Origin of the sequence: Janthinobacterium sp. LM6 (assembly GCF_002002885.1) — a bacterium.
Taxonomy (GTDB): domain Bacteria; phylum Pseudomonadota; class Gammaproteobacteria; order Burkholderiales; family Burkholderiaceae_D; genus Janthinobacterium; species Janthinobacterium kumbetense.
Genome location: NZ_CP019510.1, coordinates 1636626 through 1653136, shown reverse-complemented (window position 1 = coordinate 1653136; position 16511 = coordinate 1636626). Strand labels below are relative to the sequence as shown.

Sequence of the window (16511 nt, the reverse complement as noted above, 5' to 3'; positions counted from 1 at the left end):
TAGAACCACTCCATGGCACATATCGCGTTAAAGAACATCGTCAAGCTGTACGACGACAAGCACCCCGTCATCCACGGCATCGATCTCGACATCCGCGACGGCGAATTCGTCGTCTTCGTGGGGCCGTCCGGTTGCGGTAAATCAACCCTGCTGCGCATGATCGCGGGGCTGGAAGACATCACGGACGGCGAGCTGCATATCGGCGGCAAGCTGGCCAACGATATCGCGCCGGCCGAGCGGGGCCTGGCCATGGTTTTCCAGAGCTACGCCCTGTACCCGCACATGACGGTATTCGAGAACATGGCCTTCGCCCTCTCCCTGGCGGGACACAAGAAGGCGGAGGTGCGCGCCGCCGTCGAGCGCGCGGCCGAGATCCTGCAGATCACGCCACTGTTGAAACGCAAGCCGAAGGACCTGTCGGGCGGCCAGCGCCAGCGCGTGGCCATCGGCCGCGCCATCGTGCGCAAGCCGCAGGTATTCCTGTTCGACGAACCGCTGTCGAATCTCGACGCCTCGCTGCGCGTGCAGATGCGCGTGGAAATCTCGCGCCTGCACCAGGAACTGAAAACCACCATGATCTACGTCACGCACGACCAGGTCGAGGCGATGACCCTGGGCGAGCGCATCGTCGTCTTCAACGGCGGGCGCATCGAGCAGGTGGGCAGTCCGCACGCGCTGTATAACAATCCCGGCAACCTGTTCGTGGCCGGCTTCCTCGGCGCGCCGAAGATGAACTTCATCGCTTGCGAGGCGGTCGCCTGCGGCCCCGGCTCCGTGGCCGTGCGCCTGCCCGGCGGCACCGTCATCGACGTCGAAGCGCAGGGCGGGAGCGTGGCGCCGGGCGACCGGCTGACCCTGGGCATGCGCGCCGAGCATGTCGTCCTGCGGGACGTGAATGCTGCAGGCGACAACGTCGTCGACGCGGCCGTCAGCCATGTCGAATACCTGGGCGACGTGGCCATCGTTTACGCCAGCATGCCGGGCGTGACCGAGATGCTGGCCGTCAAGCTGCCGGCCGAGGAAGGCTTGCGCCAGGCGGGCGACGCCATGCGCCTGCATCTGCCGGCGCAGCGCTGCCTGCTGTTCGATGCCGCAGGGCAAGCCCTGGCGCGCACGTTTGGCGCTCCAGCCCAGCCGTTTATGTGACAATGCCGTTGTTTACCATGCTGCCGCCCTTTGACTTGTGCGGTCAGGATGGCAGAATACGTGTTTTTTAAGATTCCCTGCCACCGGCAAATGCCGCCGCACACTGTTGCGGCAACCAGTACCGGAGCGTATTTTTGTTATTGATTGAAGGATAACCCATGTCCCAATTCCGTCTTGCCCGTCTTAGCCTGCTCCTGGCCGCCATCGGCCTGAATGTCCTGCCATCCCTGTCGCACGCGCAGGATGCCAAGCCAGCCGCCGCCGCTGCCGCTCCGGCCGACTCGGTGCGCCCTGAAGTGTTCAAGCTGCTCGATCCGACCGCCGTGAAGGCATCGATGGATGCCAAAAATTACGCCGACGTGCAAAGCCGCATCGACCAGGCGGCCGCCATGCCGGCCCTGACGCCGTATGAAACGTTCGTGCTGAACCGCCTGCGCGTGGCGCTGGCCTCGACCACCAACAATGCGCCTATGGCCATGACGGCGCTGGAAGCGGTGATCGAATCCGGCAAGCTGGACAAGAAATCGGAAGGCGACTTCATCCAGGCGCTGGCGAACTACCACTACAACGCCAAGGATTACCCGAACGCCATCAAATGGTTCACCCGTTACCAGACGGCAACAGGCGACGTAGCTTCCGTGCGTCCCTACATCATCCGCGCGTATTACTTCAGCAATGATTTCGCGCGCGCCAAACAGGAACTGATGGCCGACGTGACGGCCAAGCAGCAAGCGGGCAAGACGCCGACCATCGAAGAACTGCAATTGCTGGCCAACACGGGTTCGAAAAGCAAGGATCCGGCCACCTACCTGATTGCCATGGAAAACCTGGTGCGCTACTACCCGTCGGATGACTACTGGAGCGACCTGCTGGGCCGCCTGCAAGGCAAGGCCGGCTATTCGGACCGCTTCGCGCTGGACGTGCTGCGCCTGCAATTCAAGGCCGTCGACACCATGCCGCCACAGGACTACAGCGACATGGCTGAAATCGCCTTGCAGAACGCCTTCCCGACGGAAGCGAAAAAAGTCATCGACGCCGGCTTTGCCAAAGGCGTGCTGGGCACGGGCGCGAATGCTGCCAAGCACAAGAAACTGCGCGACCAGGCCAACAAGGCTGCCGCCGACGATGCGAAAAACATCGCCAGCGGCGAAGCGTCGGCCATGAAGAGCAAGGATGGCACGGGCTTGATCAACCTGGGCTACGCCTTCGTGACGATGGACCAGTTCGACAAAGGTATCGACCTGATCCAGAAAGGCATCGCCAAGGGCGGCCTGAAACGTGCTGAAGACGCCAAGCTGCGCCTCGGCTACTCCTACGCCATGGCCGGCAAGAAAGACGACGCCATCAAGGTCCTGGAAACGGTCAAGGGCGGCGACGGCGTGGGCGACCTGGCCCGCTACTGGATCCTGTGGCTGAACCGTCCTGCCACGGCAGCGGCGGCACCGGCAGCAGCGGCACAGTAATTCCTGCGCCCTCAAGCAGACGCAAGGCAGTTCCCGGCTCAGGCCGGGGCTGCTTTTTTTTCGACCTTCTTTCATCCTGCCATGCCGCCAGCCACCGCCTCCGAACGCCTGATCAGCCTGGACGCCTTTCGCGGCTTCGTGATCGTTACCATGATCTGGGTCAACTACCTGGCCGGCATGCCCGGCATTGCCTTCTGGCTCGAACATGCGGGACCGCGCGCCGACGGCATCACCGTGCCCGACCTGGTCTTTCCCGGCTTTCTGTTCATGGTGGGCATGGCCATTCCGCTGGCCTTGCAGCGCCATTGCGGCCACGTCACGCCGGCCTTGCTGGGACGCCTGCTGTGGCGCTCCGCCAGCCTGATGCTGGCCGGCGTGGTGCTGGCGAACGCCTACCGCTACGATGCGCAGGCGGCGCCGCTGCCGCACGCCGTCTACTTCCTGCTGTTTTATATGGCCATGATACTGCTGTGGCGCCAGGGCGCGGGCAAGCTGGAGCTGGCCGCGGGCGGCGCCCTGATGCTGTTCCTGCTGGCAACGTTCCGCGGCGAATTGAATGCGGAGTTTTCCAGCACCTGGCTGCAACCGTCGTGGTGGGGCATCCTCGGCATGATCGGCTGGGCGTATCTGCTGTGCAGCCTGCTGTACCTGGCGTGCCAGGGCAGCGGCACGGCGCTGATGGGCGTGTTTTCCCTGCTGATCGTGCTGTACATGGGGGGCACGGCGGGCAGCCTGGATTTCCTGCCGGCAGGCGTGAACGCCTTCGTCAACGTGCCGCAGGTGCTCGGTTCGACGGCGGCCAATGTGCTGGCCGGCACGCTGGTGGGCCGGCTATTCCTGCGCGGCGCCGCCCTGAACCATGTCCAGAGGATACGTTTCATGGCGTGGTTTGCGCTGGGCTTGCTGGCGGCCGGCCTGCTGCTGCGGCCATATCACCACATCAACAAGATCGCGGCGACGGAATCCTACACGCTCGTGTGCAGCGCCCTCATCCAGGCCCTGTTCCTCGTGTTTTATGTCGTCATCGACGTGTGGCGCTGGCGCGCCTGGGCCGTGGTGTTGTTGCCTGCCGGCACCAATGCCCTGTTCGCCTACATCGTGCCCGACCTGTGGCAGCAACTGGCGGCCGTGCTGCACCTGCCGCGCTTCTGGTGGCCCTGGCTGGAAACGGGCGGCGCGGCCGGCCTGTGGAATGCCGGCGCCGTCACCGCCCTGATGATGGCCTTCACCGCGCTGGCCACGCGCTACGGATTAAAACTGAAGTTCTAGACCTTGATATAGATCTTGCGCTTGTCCATGGCGTAGGCGATCAGCCAGCACAGCAGCATGAAGCTGACGGCAAACAGCAGCGAGCCCACGCGCGCCGGCGCCCAGCCCGTAAAGCCGTGCTGGTACAGCCACTGGTACAGGTTGCCGCCGCCGATGCGCACGGTAAACGCGATAATCACCAGCACTTCCGACACCAGGTAGATGAACAGGGTGTTCTTGCCGAAGACTTCAAAGAAGTAGGTCCAGCCCGTCATTTGACGCACGTCAATGATGAACATCAACAGCGCCAGCAGCAGCAAGTCCAGGCCGATGCCCAGCATCACGTAAGAGCTGGTCCACAGCTTCTTGTTAATCGGAAACACTTCGTTCCAGCACAGGGCCACCGCCACGCAGATGGCGCCGGCCACGGCCAGCTGAACCAGGCTGGCGCGCAGCCGCGCCGGCGCCGCCTGGCGCAGGAAACTGCCCGCCAGGTAGCCGGCGATGACGTTGACGATGGCCGGCAAGGTGCCGAGGATGCCTTCCGGGTCGAAGGCGATGCCTTCGCCGTGGTACAAATGGCTGTCGCCCAGTAGGATCAGGTCCAGCTTGGCCGGCGCGTTGCCATGCAGGCTGTAGTCGCCAAAGCATGCCAGGATGGCCCAGTAGCCGAGCAAGGCGCAGGCGCAAAAGACCAGCGCGCCGCGCGTCTTCCAGTAATGGAGGATCAGGGCGGCGGCCAGGTAGCACACGGCGATGCGCTGCAGCACGCCGGGGATGCGCGTGTGCGACAGCGGCGACCAGGCGAACTGGCCCGCGTCGTCGATCTTGAAGAAGGGAAACCAGTACAGCAAAAAGCCCAGCAGAAAGATCAGCGCGCTACGCTTGCACAGCCTGGCCAGCACGGCGCCATGGCCCAGGTTTTCATACTTGCCCAGCGCAAAGGCCAGCGCATTGCCGACGACAAACAAAAAACTGGGAAAGACCAGGTCCGTCACAGTAAAACCATGCCATTCGGCATGCAGGAATGGCGCGTACACGCTGCCCCAGTCGCCGGGCGTATTGACGACGATCATCAGGGCGACGGTCAGGCCGCGCAGGACGTCGAGGGCGAGGTAGCGTTGAGAAGCAATAGTCATGGTAAAACAGTTCCAAAAGGTAAAAACCGGCTCCCCATTCTGGCAGGAAGCCGGAAAAGCAAAACAACGACGCCTGACGAAACCGTCGCGCGCGGAAGGGAGGGGTGGCCGAGAAGCGCCACCGTACTTCCAGTACGGTGGGCATCGCAAGCCGCCTATGCCGACGCGCAGCAGGTTTGGTCAGGTGTCACTACAGCTTGGCGCGCAAGCCAAAGTAAAACTGGCGGCCGTTCGAATACAGGGCCGTCGGCTGGTCCTGGTTGGCGCCGTAGTACTTGAGCACCGGATTATTCAGGTTCAGCACATCGAAGGTCAGCGAATAGCGCTCGTCGATCTTGTAATTGAGCGACGCGGCCAGGTTGCCCACGCCGTGCACATACTGGGGCGAACTGCTGAACAGGCCGGCCAGGAAACTGGAGCGGTAGGTATAGGCCAGGCGCGCGCTCAGGCGCTCATCCTCGTAATAGCCTTCCAGGTTGTACGTGCCGCGCGAGCTGCCGACCACGGCGGCGCCGTCGTCGGCCTTGCCATTCGTATAGGTGTAATTGCCCACCACGCCGAAACCGCCCCATAAGCCCTGCTGGTAGCTGAGTTCCACACCCTTGTTCTTGGCGCCGATATTCGTCGGCGACTGGATCACATAGGTGTTGAGTTTCTTGAAGGTATTATTGTAATAGGTCACGGGCGCCGTGCCGAATGTCACGTACGATTTCATGTCCATGAAAAACGCCCCCACGGACAGCATGGCTTTCGGCGCGAAATACCATTCCAGGGTGGCATCGTAGTTGGTCGAGCGTATCGGTTTCAGGTCAGGATTGCCGCCCGTGCCGGTCAGCAACTGGTCGTTCAAGTTGACCGCGCCCACCAGCGCGCTGTAGTCGGCGCGCGCCATGGTTTTCGCCACAGCCGCGCGGGCCACCAGGTCCTTGCTCAGGTCAAACTTGATGTTGGCGCTGGGCAGCACATCCGTGTAGCTGTGCTTGACGATGGTGGGCGTATAGGTGCCGAAGATGTTTTCCTGGCCAATCGGATTTTCGCCGCCCGGCACGTTCGTCACCGTCGTCTGCTGCGTGCGCACGACGCGCACGCCCACGTTGCCGCGCCACTTGTTGCCCGCCAGGTTGGCCATGATGTAGGCTGCGCTATCCTTTTCCTTCACGTCCAGTTCGGCCGGCCAGTTGCGCGAGTTCGGCCCGCCCGAATTGTCGTACTTGTTGGCCCACGCCACCAGGTCGGCCGGATCGAGCTGCCAGTAGCGGCCCTGGGCATTGCCGCCCAGTCCCTTGCCGTAATCGCCGGGATAGGTGCCGCCATTCCACTTCGGCAAGGGTGCATTCGTCGTGCCGTCGCACACGGCGCAGCTGCGGTTTTCCGGCCACGACACGTTGCGGTGGTGTTCCGCATAGCGGGCACCGAACTTCAGCGATTCCAGCACGCCATAATCCATGCTCAACTCAGCGTCGGCCTGGCCGTATTTTTCCGTATCCAGTGTTTCCACATGAGAACCCCACGCCGATGCCGTCACCGCATTCGATAACCTGGAAATGTCGAGACCCGGGAAATTCAGCCTGGCCGGCGACAGGCCGTTCAGCTGGTAGGACACGCCCACGCCCGTCAAGCCTGCCTCATAGCCGAGGTCAACGGGCGTCTCGCCGATGCCGCGCGTGTAGCCGAGGCTGCCCGTGATGCGCAGGCGCTCGCTGGCGCGGTAGCTGCCGTTGACATCGACATACGCGGTCGACGAGTTCGAGCCGGGGCGGTAGATCTGGTCGACCAGGGCCGGATACAGCTGGCCGTTGTAGGGCGTGGTGGCATTGGCCGCAGGAAACTGCGACGCGGGAAAATCGGCCGCCACCAGGGTGTTGTTCTTGACGGTAAACGTGCTGGGAATGACGCCCACGTGCTTGCCGCCATTGTCGACGGCATTCAGGTTGGCGCCCGGCTGGTTATAAAAGCTGCGGTTGTAATTGGCGGCATCCAGTTTCGAATAAAAACCGTTGACGTCGAGCATCAAGTCAGCGGTAGGCTTGAATTGCAGGTCGAGGCTGCCGCCCTGGCGCTTGCGCACCTGCTCGAACAGGGCTGAGTTGATGCCCAGCGGCGCCAGCACGCCGGCCAGTTGCGGATACTTTTGCGCGGCCGGGCTGCCAGCGTCGATGGCGCCATAGCCAAAGAATTCCTGGCCGTCGCGGCGCTCGTGGCGTTTTTCGGAGAACACCTGGAACAGCACCCCCATGGTCTTGGCCTCGTTCTTCCAGTTGAACAGGGCATTCATTTGCGGATCGGTCTTGCCCGGCAAGTCCGCGTAGATGGCCTGCACGGCCAGCTCGGCCGTGAACGGCTGCTTGAAACTCAGCGGTTTGCGCGTCTCAATATTGATGGAACCGGCCACGCCGCCTTCCACCAGGTCCGCCTGCGCGCTCTTTTGCACAGTGACGCGGCTGACGATTTCCGACGGCAGCAAGGCAAAGCTGACGCTGCGCCCCACGGTGCCCACCTGGTCCGTGACGAACCAGTCGCCCGTGCCCACGGCGTGGCCGTTGATCAGCGTTTGCGTCAGGCTGGGGCTGGTGCCGCGGATGCTGACACGGTCATTTTCCGAGAAGCCGCCCTCGCCGCCGGCCGACGAGGAAATGTTGACGCCAGGCACGCGCTGCACGGCATCGGCCACGTTCTTGTCGGGCAGCTTGCCGATATCTTCCGCGCTGACGACATCGATCACGGAATCGCTGTTGCGCTTCTGGCTCAGCGACTGTTCCAGCGAGGCGCGGATGCCAGTGACGACGACTTCCTGCATCGCCGGGGAGGCGGATTGGGCTTGCTGCGCCTGTGCCGCCATATTGATGGACAACAAAGCGGCTGCGGCGGCGATGGGGTGTAATACGGGATGCAAACGGCTGTTCATAGACTCCTCGTTATAGATTCCCGCCACGCTGGCGGGACGGTTTTATGGATGAGTACAGACGGCAAACGACAAGGTGAAGCGGAAAGGGGCAAGTACCGGCAGGAGCGCCGAAAAAAAAGGCAAGCCCCTGAAACAGGAACTTGCCTTGAAAAGACCGAGGAAGACCAGGCCCGATGCGTGAGCATCAGGCCAGATCGCCGCTTACAGCTTTGCGCGCAGGCCCAGGTAGAAGGTACGGCCATTGCTGTAGAACGCGCGTGGCTGATCGCGGTTTTCAGCGTACATTTTGATGGTCGTGTTCGTCAGGTTAAGCGCATCGAACGTGATCGTGAAGTGTTCGTTGATCTTGTAGTTGAGCGAACCGGCCAGGCCGCCCGCGCCTTCGACGTGCTGGCTGGCGCCACGATCCACGCCCGCCTTGTAGGACGAACGGTAGTTGTAGGCCAGGCGAGCGCTGAGGGCATTGGCTTCGTAGAAGGCCGTCAGGTTATACGTGCTGCGCGATGCGTTGACCAGTTCGTCACCATTATCCAGCTTGCCATCAGCATAGGTGTAGTTGGCCAAAATACCGAAGTCGCCGAACAGCGGTTGCTGATAGCTGAACTCAGCACCCTTGTTCTTGCCGCTGGTGTTGAATGGCGACGTGATCTGGTACACGGTGTTGGTACCGCGCTTGCTATTGTAATAAGAAGCATTTACGGTACCATTCGACACCACCGACTTCAGGTCCATGTAGAATAAGCCGACCGAGAAAGCCGACTTCGGTGCAAAATACCATTCGGCGCTGACTTCAGCGTTATCCGACTTGACAGGATTAAGCTGAACGTTACCACCGGTACCGCTCAATGCATCGTCATTCAGCGAAACCGAGCCGCCCAACGCACTGTAGTCTGGACGAGCGATAGTGCGGGCAATGGCAGCGCGGACGACCAGATCGTTGCGCACATCAAACTTGATATTGGCGCTAGGCAAGTAATCATTATAGGTGCGCTCAAACAGGTTCTGCGAGTATGGTTCCCAATCGGAACCGGTGATCGGGCCGCCCTTCTTGTTAACCAGACTGGACTGTTTGGTCTGCACCGCGCGCAAGCCAAAGTTACCACTCCAGTTATCACCCGTCACATTGGCCATGGCATAGATGGCCGAGGTTTTTTCCTGCAGCTTGAATTCATCGGTCCAGTTGTGGCGTTGCACAGGGTCGAGATTGCGGTTACCAGGGATCGCGGCCCAGGCGGCCAGCGCTGCACCGTCATACTTGAAATAATTGCTCGACAGGTTGCCACCCAGATTCTTGCCGAAATCGCTAGGATACTGGGTGCCGTTCCAGACAGGGCCCGGATTGGCGATACCCAGAGGACCCGGTTTGGCATCAATCGGATGCTCGGCAGCACGCTTGTGATCGGTCAGGCGGCCACCGAACTTGATCGAATCCCAGATACCGGACGACAGGCGCAGTTCTGCGTCGATCTGGGCATATTTTTCCTGGTCGACGGAACGCGATTCGCCGCCGCCGATCCAGGCCGTCGAGCCTGGTTTGGTGGTCGTGCCGCCCGGATAGGAAACGCTGGCCGGACTCATGCCGTTCAATTGATACACCATGCCGCCATCGACGTTGTTCTGGTAGTAGACATCGTTGCGGTCATAACCGACGCCATGGGTCTTGCCCAGCTTGCCGGTCAGGGTCAGGTCCTTGGTGGCGCGGTACTTGAAGTTGAAATCGAGGTAGTACGATTCGCCGCCGGCGTCAGGACGATAGATATTGTCGACTTCGCCCGCGTTCCTGGCAAAGGTGGCGCCTGTCATGGTGCCATTTTTGACCGTATAGTTGGTCGGTATCTGGCCGTTCGGCACACCGTCTTTCGTGCTGTTGATCGAGTTGGCAGGCGCAGCCAGCCAGTTGGTGTTTTGATGCGGCGCCTTCAGTTGCGAATAAAAGCCGTTCACATCCAGGGTCAGGTCCTTGCTGGGCTTGAATTCGATGTCGAATGCGCCGCCTTCGCGGGTTTTCTTTTGCTCGAACAGGGTGGCGCCGATAAAGGTCGGCACTTTCACGCCGGCCAGTTCAGGACGGGCCTGGGCCGCGACGCTGTTGGCAAGGATGGGCGTGTAGCCGAGGACTTCCTGGCCATCGCGACGCACGGTCGATTTTTGCGAGAAGCCCTGGACCATGATGCCCAAGGTATTCGCGTCATTCTTCCAGTTCACCAGGCCGGAGAACTGAGGATCGGTCTTGCCGGCCAGGTCGTTGTAGAAACCCTGGATCGAACCTTCGGCCGTGAGCTGCTTCTTGAATTCCAACGGACGGCGGGTAATCACATCGATCACGCCAGAAACGCCGCCTTCAGGCAGGTCGGCCGTGGCGCTCTTGTGCACGACAACGGAACTCACCAGCTCAGATGGCAGCAAGGAAAAGCTGCTGCTGCGGCCGACATTGCCGCCGAATTGGTTCAGCACGAACCAGTCGCCGGTGCTGATGGCGTGGCCATTGAACAGGGTTTGCTGGAAGCTTGGGCTGGTGCCGCGCAGGCTGACACGGTCGTTTTCGCCGAAACCGCCTTCACCACCGGCCGACGATTGGGTATTCACACCTGGCAGGCGCTGGATCGCGTCAGCCACGTTACGGTCAGGCATCTTGCCGATATCTTCGGCGGTGATCACTTCCACCACGGAATCCGCATTGCGTTTTTGCTTCAGCGACTTTTCCAGCGAGGCACGCACGCCGGTCACCGTCACGGTAGCCACGTCATCGGCGGCGGCTTCCTGCGCCTGCGCCGAAAAAGCCAGGCCAGCGACCATCACGGCAACGGCCGCAGCGATCGGCGTACGGCTACGCGATCCGGATTTCACGACGGCAGCTGCAGGTGTCAAATTGCGTTTCATGTACTCCCCCTTGATTTAGGCTCCAGGATTGGAACCTTTTCATTTTTAATGTAGGTCTTCTTTCCAGCCCGCCCACTCTCGCCGGCATGCTGCAGACCCTTCGGCACAACCACTTACAAAACCAATTCAACGCCAATATACTACTATCCAATACCAGAACACTACCAGTTGCAACTTTTTTTTTATAACGTTGTTTGAATCACACAGACCACTTTATCTAAATCAATCCGTAGCCCGTATGAGCGGCTTAAATGTGGGGAAAGCCGGGCATAAATTGTTGGCCTGATAATTCAAATTGGTTTTATAACGGCCTTTTTTGGTATTATCCAGCGACACAAAACAGATACAGAGCGCGTCTGCAACGCGCCGTAACGGAGACCCTCAGCGTATGACAACCCTCGCTCACATCATGCAAGGCCTGGGGCAGACGAGTAGCCTGCCCCTGTACCAGCAACTGCAGCGCGCGCTGCGCGAAGCAATCGACAAGCGCATTCTCGGCCCCGAGGAAGCCTTGCCGGCCGAACGCCAGCTGGCCAGCGACCTGTCCGTCTCGCGCATCACCGTGCGCAAGGCCATCGACGGCCTCGTCAACGAGGGCTTGCTGGTGCGGCGCCCCGGCTCGGGCAATTTCATCAATACGCGCATCGAGAAAAACTTCGCCAAGCTGACCTCGTTTTCCGAGGACATGCGGGCGCGCGGACGCACGCCGCGCAGCGTGTGGCTCAAGCGCGCGGAGGGCACCGTCACGCCGGAAGAAGCCTTGCGCCTGCGGCTGTCGCCGGGCGCGCCCGTGTACCGCTTCCACCGCATCCGCTATGCGGACGAGGTGCCGATGTGCCTGGAGTACGCGACCATCGTCGCCAGTTGCCTGCCAGACCTCGACGCTGTCGATATCTCCATGTATGACGCGCTGGAACAGGCGGGCAACCGGCCCGTGCGCGCCTTGCAGCGCCTCAGCGCACTTTTATTGACGGGGGAGCAGGCCAGCCTGCTGCAGGCGGAGGAAGGCGACGCGGGCTTGTCGGTGGAAAGGCTGGGCTTTTTGCGCGATGGCCGCGCCGTGGAATTTTGCCGCTCCTACTTCCGCGGCGATATGTATGACTTCGTGGCCGAATTAAGTACCAATTAATACCAATCGCCCCATTTCACCAATACCAGATAACACCACTTATTGCAGTGCAATATATATGCCGGCTCCACGCCGATATATGCACCACCATGGTGAATTAATCGGCGGCGATTATGTGGCCTGCGTACGGAGAATATAAAAAGGGCCGCGCAATGCGGTTTTGCGCATTGCAGCAAAACCTGACATTTCCCATCAGGCAGAAGGCATGGCGCGGCGCCCCGCGCACAGCAGGATCACGCCCAGCGCCACGCACAGCCAGCCGAACAGCGGTCCCAGCCAACCGGCCCAGGTGGCCACGGGCCGCGCTGCCGGCAACGGCGCCAGCAAGGTGCTGCCCGGCATGGCGCTGCTGGCCCGTTCCGCCAGCACCCGTCCATACGCATCGCTGACCGTCAGCACGCCCTCGCGCGCCGCGCGCAGCACCGCATAACCATTTTCCACGCCGCGCACCACGGTCATGCGCGCACCCATCCAGGCGTCCATCTGGAAATCCCAGGCCGGCACCAGCATCGCCTGCGCGCCAGCCGCGCCATACGCCTGCCCCAGCGGCGCAAAATGCATGTCCTTGCAGATGGCCAGGCCCATGGCTTGCCCCGCCACCGGCTGCACGGCATACGCGCTGCCTGCAAGAAACTCGCGCTCGGGCGGCGCCAGATGATGTTTTTGATAGCTGACCGGCGCGGCACCATCGGGAGACAACAGCCAGGCCAGGTTGCGCCGGCCGGCAGCGTCCTGCACGCCGATGCCCAGGATAATCCACGCACCCGTGCTGCGCGCCAGCGCCTGGAAACGTTGCCGCACGACGTACGCCTGCGCAGGGGCCAGCACGGCTATCTTTTCCGGCAACAGCACCAGCCTGGCGCCCTGCCCTGCCAGCGCTTCGACGTGGCGCGCGTACTGATTCCAGATGGCTTGCGCGCGCGCCGGCGGCGTGGCCGGACCGATGAAGTCATCGATGGCCACCAGCCCCGCCAGCGGCCCTGCCGGCGCCGAGGCCGGCGCGTCGTGCACGCGCCAGGCGCCAGCGGCGAACGCTGCCGCCAGCAGCAGCGCGGCCGCACCCGCCGCCGGCGCATATGCGCGACCGCCCGCCAGCAGCAAGGCCAGCGCGGATGGCGCCAGGCACAGCAAGAACAGCAGGCCGGGCACGCCCGCCAGCGCTGCCACCTGCAGCACGGCAAGGTTATCGGTTTGCGAATACGCAAGGCTGCCCCAGTTACCATCGAGCAAGAAGGCAGCCATCAGGGTATCGATCGCCACCCACAGCACGGGATACGCGAGCACCGTCCAGCCGGAGCGGTAGCGCAGCACGAGGCGCCGCGTGGCCAGCACCACCAGCAGCCACAGCAGTGCCTTGACGAACATCACGGCCAGCACGGCCGGCAAGGGCATGAGCAGGCGAAAATAGGCAACGTTCGATGACAGGCCCAGCAAGGCAGCCAGGAAGGTCATCCAGGCGGCATCGCGGCGCGACGAGCGCAGGGCCAGCCACAGCACGGGCAGCGGCGCGCACCAGGCCAGCCAGCCCACGGGCTGCGGTCCCAGCACCCAGTACAGCGGCAGGCCAGCCGCCAGCGCGGCGGCGATTTGCGACAGGCGCCGGCGCAGCGCGGTACTGCCGGCAGCCGGCGCAGACAAGGTATTGAGCATGCTCATGCTTTCAAGGGGAGCCAGATTTCCACGCCGCCGATGCCGCTGGCGGGATCGAATTGCTGGTCGTAGCGTTCAAAATCTGGCGCGTCGGCCACTTCCAGGCCGGACCGGGGCAGCCACTCGTTCCACACCGTATGCCAGGTGGCGCGGATGGTGGAAATGTGGCCGCGGTGATGAAACACGGCATAGCGCCGCGGGGCGATGCGCAGCCGCGTCCAGCCGTCGGGGGCCTGGGAAAAGTCGTTCACGGGCATGGCGCACAGATAATCGAAATTGCCCGCATCGTCATTGTTGCAGCACACGCCATACACGAGCTGGCCGGGCGCCGCATGGGGCAGGAAACGCTGCCACAGGGCGGGGATGCCGGCAGCCGTTTCTGCGCGATAACGTTCGACGAGGCCCGCCAGCAGCAAGGCGGGGCCCCGCTCGAAACGGGGTGCTTCCAGGGCCACGCCAGGCGCCACATCCAGTTTGATGGCTTCCACCAGCGCGAGGTTGGCGACATGGCGCTGGGCCCGCACCTTTTCCGGCGTGACGTGGAACTGTTCGCGGAAAGCCCGCGTAAAGGCTTCATGCGAGCTGTAACCGGCCTGCAGCGCGACGGAGAGAATATCTTGCGCGCCCTGCGCCAGCGCGCGGGCCGCCTCGCTGAGCCGGCGCGCCCGCACATAGCGCATCACGGAGTGGCCCGTGGCCAGGCCAAACGCGCGCGTCAAATGACACGGCGAGGCGCCGCCCACGTGGGCGATGTCGCCGAGCGAGATATTCTCCGCATAATGCGATTCGATATACCAGAGTGCCTTGGCCAGATAGTGCATGGACGCTTCCCGTTGAACGAGCAAGGACTGTAGCATTTTCAGGTAACGAGGATTTGACTGAAATTGCGCAATGCGGGCTTATTTGCGCGTGCGCTTTTCGTAAACCAGCTGGCCGCTGCTGATGCGCGCCAGCTCGGCCATTTCCTGGGCCAGGAAGGCCAGCAGGTCGTCGATGCTGACGACGCCGGACAGCGCGCCCAGGCTGTTGACCACGGGCAGGCGGCGGATGCCGTTGACGCGCATGCGTTCGATGATGTCGTAGACGTCTTCGTCTTCGCTGGCCGTGAGCAGTTGCGCGCTCATGATGTCGCCCACCAGCAGGCTGGCGGGGTCGAGGCCCAGGGCGATGACGGAAATGACGATGTCGCGGTCGGTGAGGATGCCGATGGGGACGCGCTCGCCGTTCGGCTGCTCGGCCACGATCAGGTCGCCCACGTGGTGCTGGCGCATCAGCAGCGCCGCGTCCTGCACGCTGGTGTCACGCTGGCAATGGATGGTGTGCAGGGTGCAGATGTCGCCGATGCGCATGTCGCCACTCCGTTTGAGGCAGAGTGTCTACGCTACGCCAGCCCGCCGTGGCGGGTTTGCGGCAAATCAATTGAAACGGTCTTACTTTTCTTCGGGGGGCGGCAGGAAGCAGGCTTCGACGATCTGCAAGTCGTTATCCTTGGCAAATTCGCGCACGAAGTGAAACGCCATCGGCTCGATTTCGCGCAGCTTGGTGTTGACCACCACCGACTTGACGCCATTGACGACGGTCGGGCGCACATAGGGCGAATACTGGAGGTGCGCATTGCGCCCGCCGCCTTCGGGATTGAAACAGGACATCACTCCGCAAAGGCGCTCGGCCCAATCGCTGGGTCGGAATTGCTTGCCATTGCTGGTGAGACCAAGGATGAAGAACTCGTCTGAGAGTTCCCCTGTTTTTTGAGATAACTCGGCCATGTGGCTTGTCGGGACTGGATTGCGTGAATGGCCCCGGCGGGTAAGCCGGGCTGGTAATTCAACTACGTTTGCTGCGGTAAGCCAGTATTATATCTTATAGAAGACTTGGGTTCTACCTCGATCTGCCCTGACGATGCAAACAGGGGCCGGCACGCCTTGCGCGCCAGCCCCTATTTTAACCTTGTTCCGCGCGCCAGGCGCATGGATGGCGCGTGTGCGCCCCCGTCAGCCGAGGAAAACGGCGCCCGACATCAACAGCAGCAGCAGCATCCACAACAGCAAGGCGCGCCAGACCAGGCCCACCGTGCTCTGCAAGGCGCGCGCGCCCGGCTCTTCGCCTGGCAGGATATCGCTTTCGCTGTCGCTGTCATCGACGGCCATGTCGGGCGTGACGAGCACGCGGGCTGCCGTTTCCGCCGGCGTGCCCAGGCGCACGCCCATGGCGCCGCCGCCTGCCGTCAGGATGATGCCGATGGCCTCATCCTGCCAGCGCTGGGCAAAATTGCGCCAGGCGTAGATGGCATCCTCGAAATTGCCGACCACGGCAAACGCCACGGCCGTCAGGCGCACGGGGATCCAGTCGATCAGGTAAAAGGCGCGCGCGGCGAACTGGCCGAACGCTTCATTGCGCATGTGCTCGGGCTCGTTCCAGGCGCGCGCCAGGTATTCGGCCACGCGGTACATCACGGCGCAGGCAGGGCCCAGCGGCATGAGGAACCAGAAGAACACGCCAAACACATTGCGATGCGTGGTGATCAGGGCTTTTTCCACGGCGATGCGGGCGATTTCGCTCGCTTCCATGCCTACCGTGTCGAGCTTGGTCCACTCGGCCAGCAAGGTCCGCGCGGACGCCTCGTCGCCGGCGCTCAGGGCCAGCTGGATCGACGTGAAGTAATGGCTGTAATGGCGAAAACCCAGGGTCAGGTAGACGATGAGGACATTCCAGACGAAGGCCAAGGGGGTCAGCTGGTAATGCCGCAAGAGCCAGTACACGCCGGCCGTCGGCACCATCAGCACGCCGATCATGAGGAACCAGCCCATGCGGCCGTGGTTGGCATGGCCGGCATTGAACCAGGTCTCCATGCGCATTGCCAGGCTCTTGATTTCGGCGTAGATCGGATTGTCCGCGCGCAAAGGTTTGAGCTGCTCGATCAGCAATGCGCAAAGTATGGAGAGAAATGTCAT

12 protein-coding genes are annotated in these 16511 nt (G+C 62.2%); 4 read left to right on the top strand and 8 right to left on the bottom strand.

Translation table 11 applies throughout. The features are described from left to right. The first annotated feature begins 12 nt into the window (after nucleotides 1-12). The 3 genes from ugpC (at nucleotide 13) to BZG29_RS07235 (ending at nucleotide 3878) form a co-directional block, all read left to right on the top strand. Nucleotides 13-1146 (top strand): sn-glycerol-3-phosphate ABC transporter ATP-binding protein UgpC, encoded by a 1134-nt coding sequence (ugpC, locus tag BZG29_RS07245; protein WP_077400587.1) that lies wholly within the window; start codon nucleotides 13-15, stop codon nucleotides 1144-1146. Between the two features lie 158 nt (nucleotides 1147-1304). Then, nucleotides 1305-2609 carry a hypothetical protein gene (locus BZG29_RS07240; protein ID WP_077400584.1) on the top strand — a complete coding sequence of 435 codons (1305 nt, stop codon included), beginning with the start codon at nucleotides 1305-1307 and terminating at the stop codon, nucleotides 2607-2609. Nucleotides 2610-2690: 81 nt separating this feature from the next. After that, on the top strand, nucleotides 2691-3878 hold the full coding sequence (locus tag BZG29_RS07235; protein WP_077400581.1) for a DUF5009 domain-containing protein: 1188 nt from the start codon (nucleotides 2691-2693) through the stop codon (nucleotides 3876-3878). Here BZG29_RS07235 and BZG29_RS07230 read toward each other — a convergent pair. The 3 genes from BZG29_RS07230 to BZG29_RS07220 all read right to left on the bottom strand — a co-directional run bounded on the left by BZG29_RS07230 (nucleotide 3875) and on the right by BZG29_RS07220 (nucleotide 10781). Continuing rightward, nucleotides 3875-4996, bottom strand: coding sequence for a heparan-alpha-glucosaminide N-acetyltransferase domain-containing protein (locus BZG29_RS07230; RefSeq protein ID WP_077400578.1), 1122 nt, complete (start codon nucleotides 4994-4996; stop codon nucleotides 3875-3877). The genes BZG29_RS07235 and BZG29_RS07230 overlap by 4 nt on opposite strands. 190 nt (nucleotides 4997-5186) lie before the next feature. Further along, nucleotides 5187-7901, bottom strand: a complete 2715-nt coding sequence (locus BZG29_RS07225) for a TonB-dependent receptor (protein ID WP_171984952.1) — start codon at nucleotides 7899-7901, stop codon at nucleotides 5187-5189. A 201-nt stretch (nucleotides 7902-8102) separates the two neighbouring features. Beyond that, entirely contained in the window at nucleotides 8103-10781 is a 2679-nt protein-coding gene (locus BZG29_RS07220; RefSeq protein ID WP_077400575.1) for a TonB-dependent receptor, read from the bottom strand. A gap of 388 nt (nucleotides 10782-11169) precedes the next feature. Between BZG29_RS07220 and BZG29_RS07215 the strand changes: the two genes are divergently transcribed. Then, a complete protein-coding gene (locus BZG29_RS07215; protein ID WP_077400572.1) occupies nucleotides 11170-11910 on the top strand; it encodes a GntR family transcriptional regulator in 741 nt (246 codons plus the stop codon). A 192-nt stretch (nucleotides 11911-12102) separates the two neighbouring features. Here BZG29_RS07215 and BZG29_RS07210 read toward each other — a convergent pair whose 3' ends face one another. From BZG29_RS07210 to BZG29_RS07190, 5 genes are all read right to left on the bottom strand, one after another. Beyond that, entirely contained in the window at nucleotides 12103-13566 is a 1464-nt protein-coding gene (locus tag BZG29_RS07210; RefSeq protein WP_077400569.1) for a carbon-nitrogen hydrolase family protein, read from the bottom strand. After that, nucleotides 13563-14381, bottom strand: coding sequence for an AraC family transcriptional regulator (locus tag BZG29_RS07205; protein WP_077400566.1), 819 nt, complete (start codon nucleotides 14379-14381; stop codon nucleotides 13563-13565). The genes BZG29_RS07210 and BZG29_RS07205 overlap by 4 nt, the downstream gene beginning before the upstream one ends. Nucleotides 14382-14459: 78 nt before the next feature. Next, complete coding sequence (locus BZG29_RS07200) at nucleotides 14460-14909, bottom strand: CBS domain-containing protein (RefSeq protein WP_035825422.1); 450 nt, start codon at nucleotides 14907-14909, stop codon at nucleotides 14460-14462. An 81-nt stretch (nucleotides 14910-14990) separates the two neighbouring features. Beyond that, complete coding sequence (locus BZG29_RS07195; protein WP_029496213.1) at nucleotides 14991-15326, bottom strand: DUF3579 domain-containing protein; 336 nt, start codon at nucleotides 15324-15326, stop codon at nucleotides 14991-14993. Between the two features lie 225 nt (nucleotides 15327-15551). Then, nucleotides 15552-16511 carry a CobD/CbiB family protein gene (locus tag BZG29_RS07190; protein WP_077400563.1) on the bottom strand — a complete coding sequence of 320 codons (960 nt, stop codon included), beginning with the start codon at nucleotides 16509-16511 and terminating at the stop codon, nucleotides 15552-15554.

What these genes read in the sequence shown, in the direction of transcription:
- BZG29_RS07240 (WP_077400584.1), top strand. Translation starts at nt 1,305, where the DNA reads ATGTCCCAATTCCGTCTTGCCCGTCTTAGCCTGCTCCTGGCCGCCATC.
- BZG29_RS07220 (WP_077400575.1), bottom strand. Translation starts at nt 10,781, where the DNA reads ATGAAACGCAATTTGACACCTGCAGCTGCCGTCGTGAAATCCGGATCG.
- BZG29_RS07215 (WP_077400572.1), top strand. Translation starts at nt 11,170, where the DNA reads ATGACAACCCTCGCTCACATCATGCAAGGCCTGGGGCAGACGAGTAGC.
- BZG29_RS07205 (WP_077400566.1), bottom strand. Translation starts at nt 14,381, where the DNA reads ATGCACTATCTGGCCAAGGCACTCTGGTATATCGAATCGCATTATGCG.
- BZG29_RS07225 (WP_171984952.1), bottom strand. Translation starts at nt 7,901, where the DNA reads ATGAACAGCCGTTTGCATCCCGTATTACACCCCATCGCCGCCGCAGCC.
- BZG29_RS07230 (WP_077400578.1), bottom strand. Translation starts at nt 4,996, where the DNA reads ATGACTATTGCTTCTCAACGCTACCTCGCCCTCGACGTCCTGCGCGGC.
- BZG29_RS07200 (WP_035825422.1), bottom strand. Translation starts at nt 14,909, where the DNA reads ATGCGCATCGGCGACATCTGCACCCTGCACACCATCCATTGCCAGCGT.
- BZG29_RS07190 (WP_077400563.1), bottom strand. Translation starts at nt 16,511, where the DNA reads ATGACATTTCTCTCCATACTTTGCGCATTGCTGATCGAGCAGCTCAAA.
- BZG29_RS07235 (WP_077400581.1), top strand. Translation starts at nt 2,691, where the DNA reads ATGCCGCCAGCCACCGCCTCCGAACGCCTGATCAGCCTGGACGCCTTT.
- ugpC (WP_077400587.1), top strand. Translation starts at nt 13, where the DNA reads ATGGCACATATCGCGTTAAAGAACATCGTCAAGCTGTACGACGACAAG.
- BZG29_RS07195 (WP_029496213.1), bottom strand. Translation starts at nt 15,326, where the DNA reads ATGGCCGAGTTATCTCAAAAAACAGGGGAACTCTCAGACGAGTTCTTC.
- BZG29_RS07210 (WP_077400569.1), bottom strand. Translation starts at nt 13,566, where the DNA reads ATGAGCATGCTCAATACCTTGTCTGCGCCGGCTGCCGGCAGTACCGCG.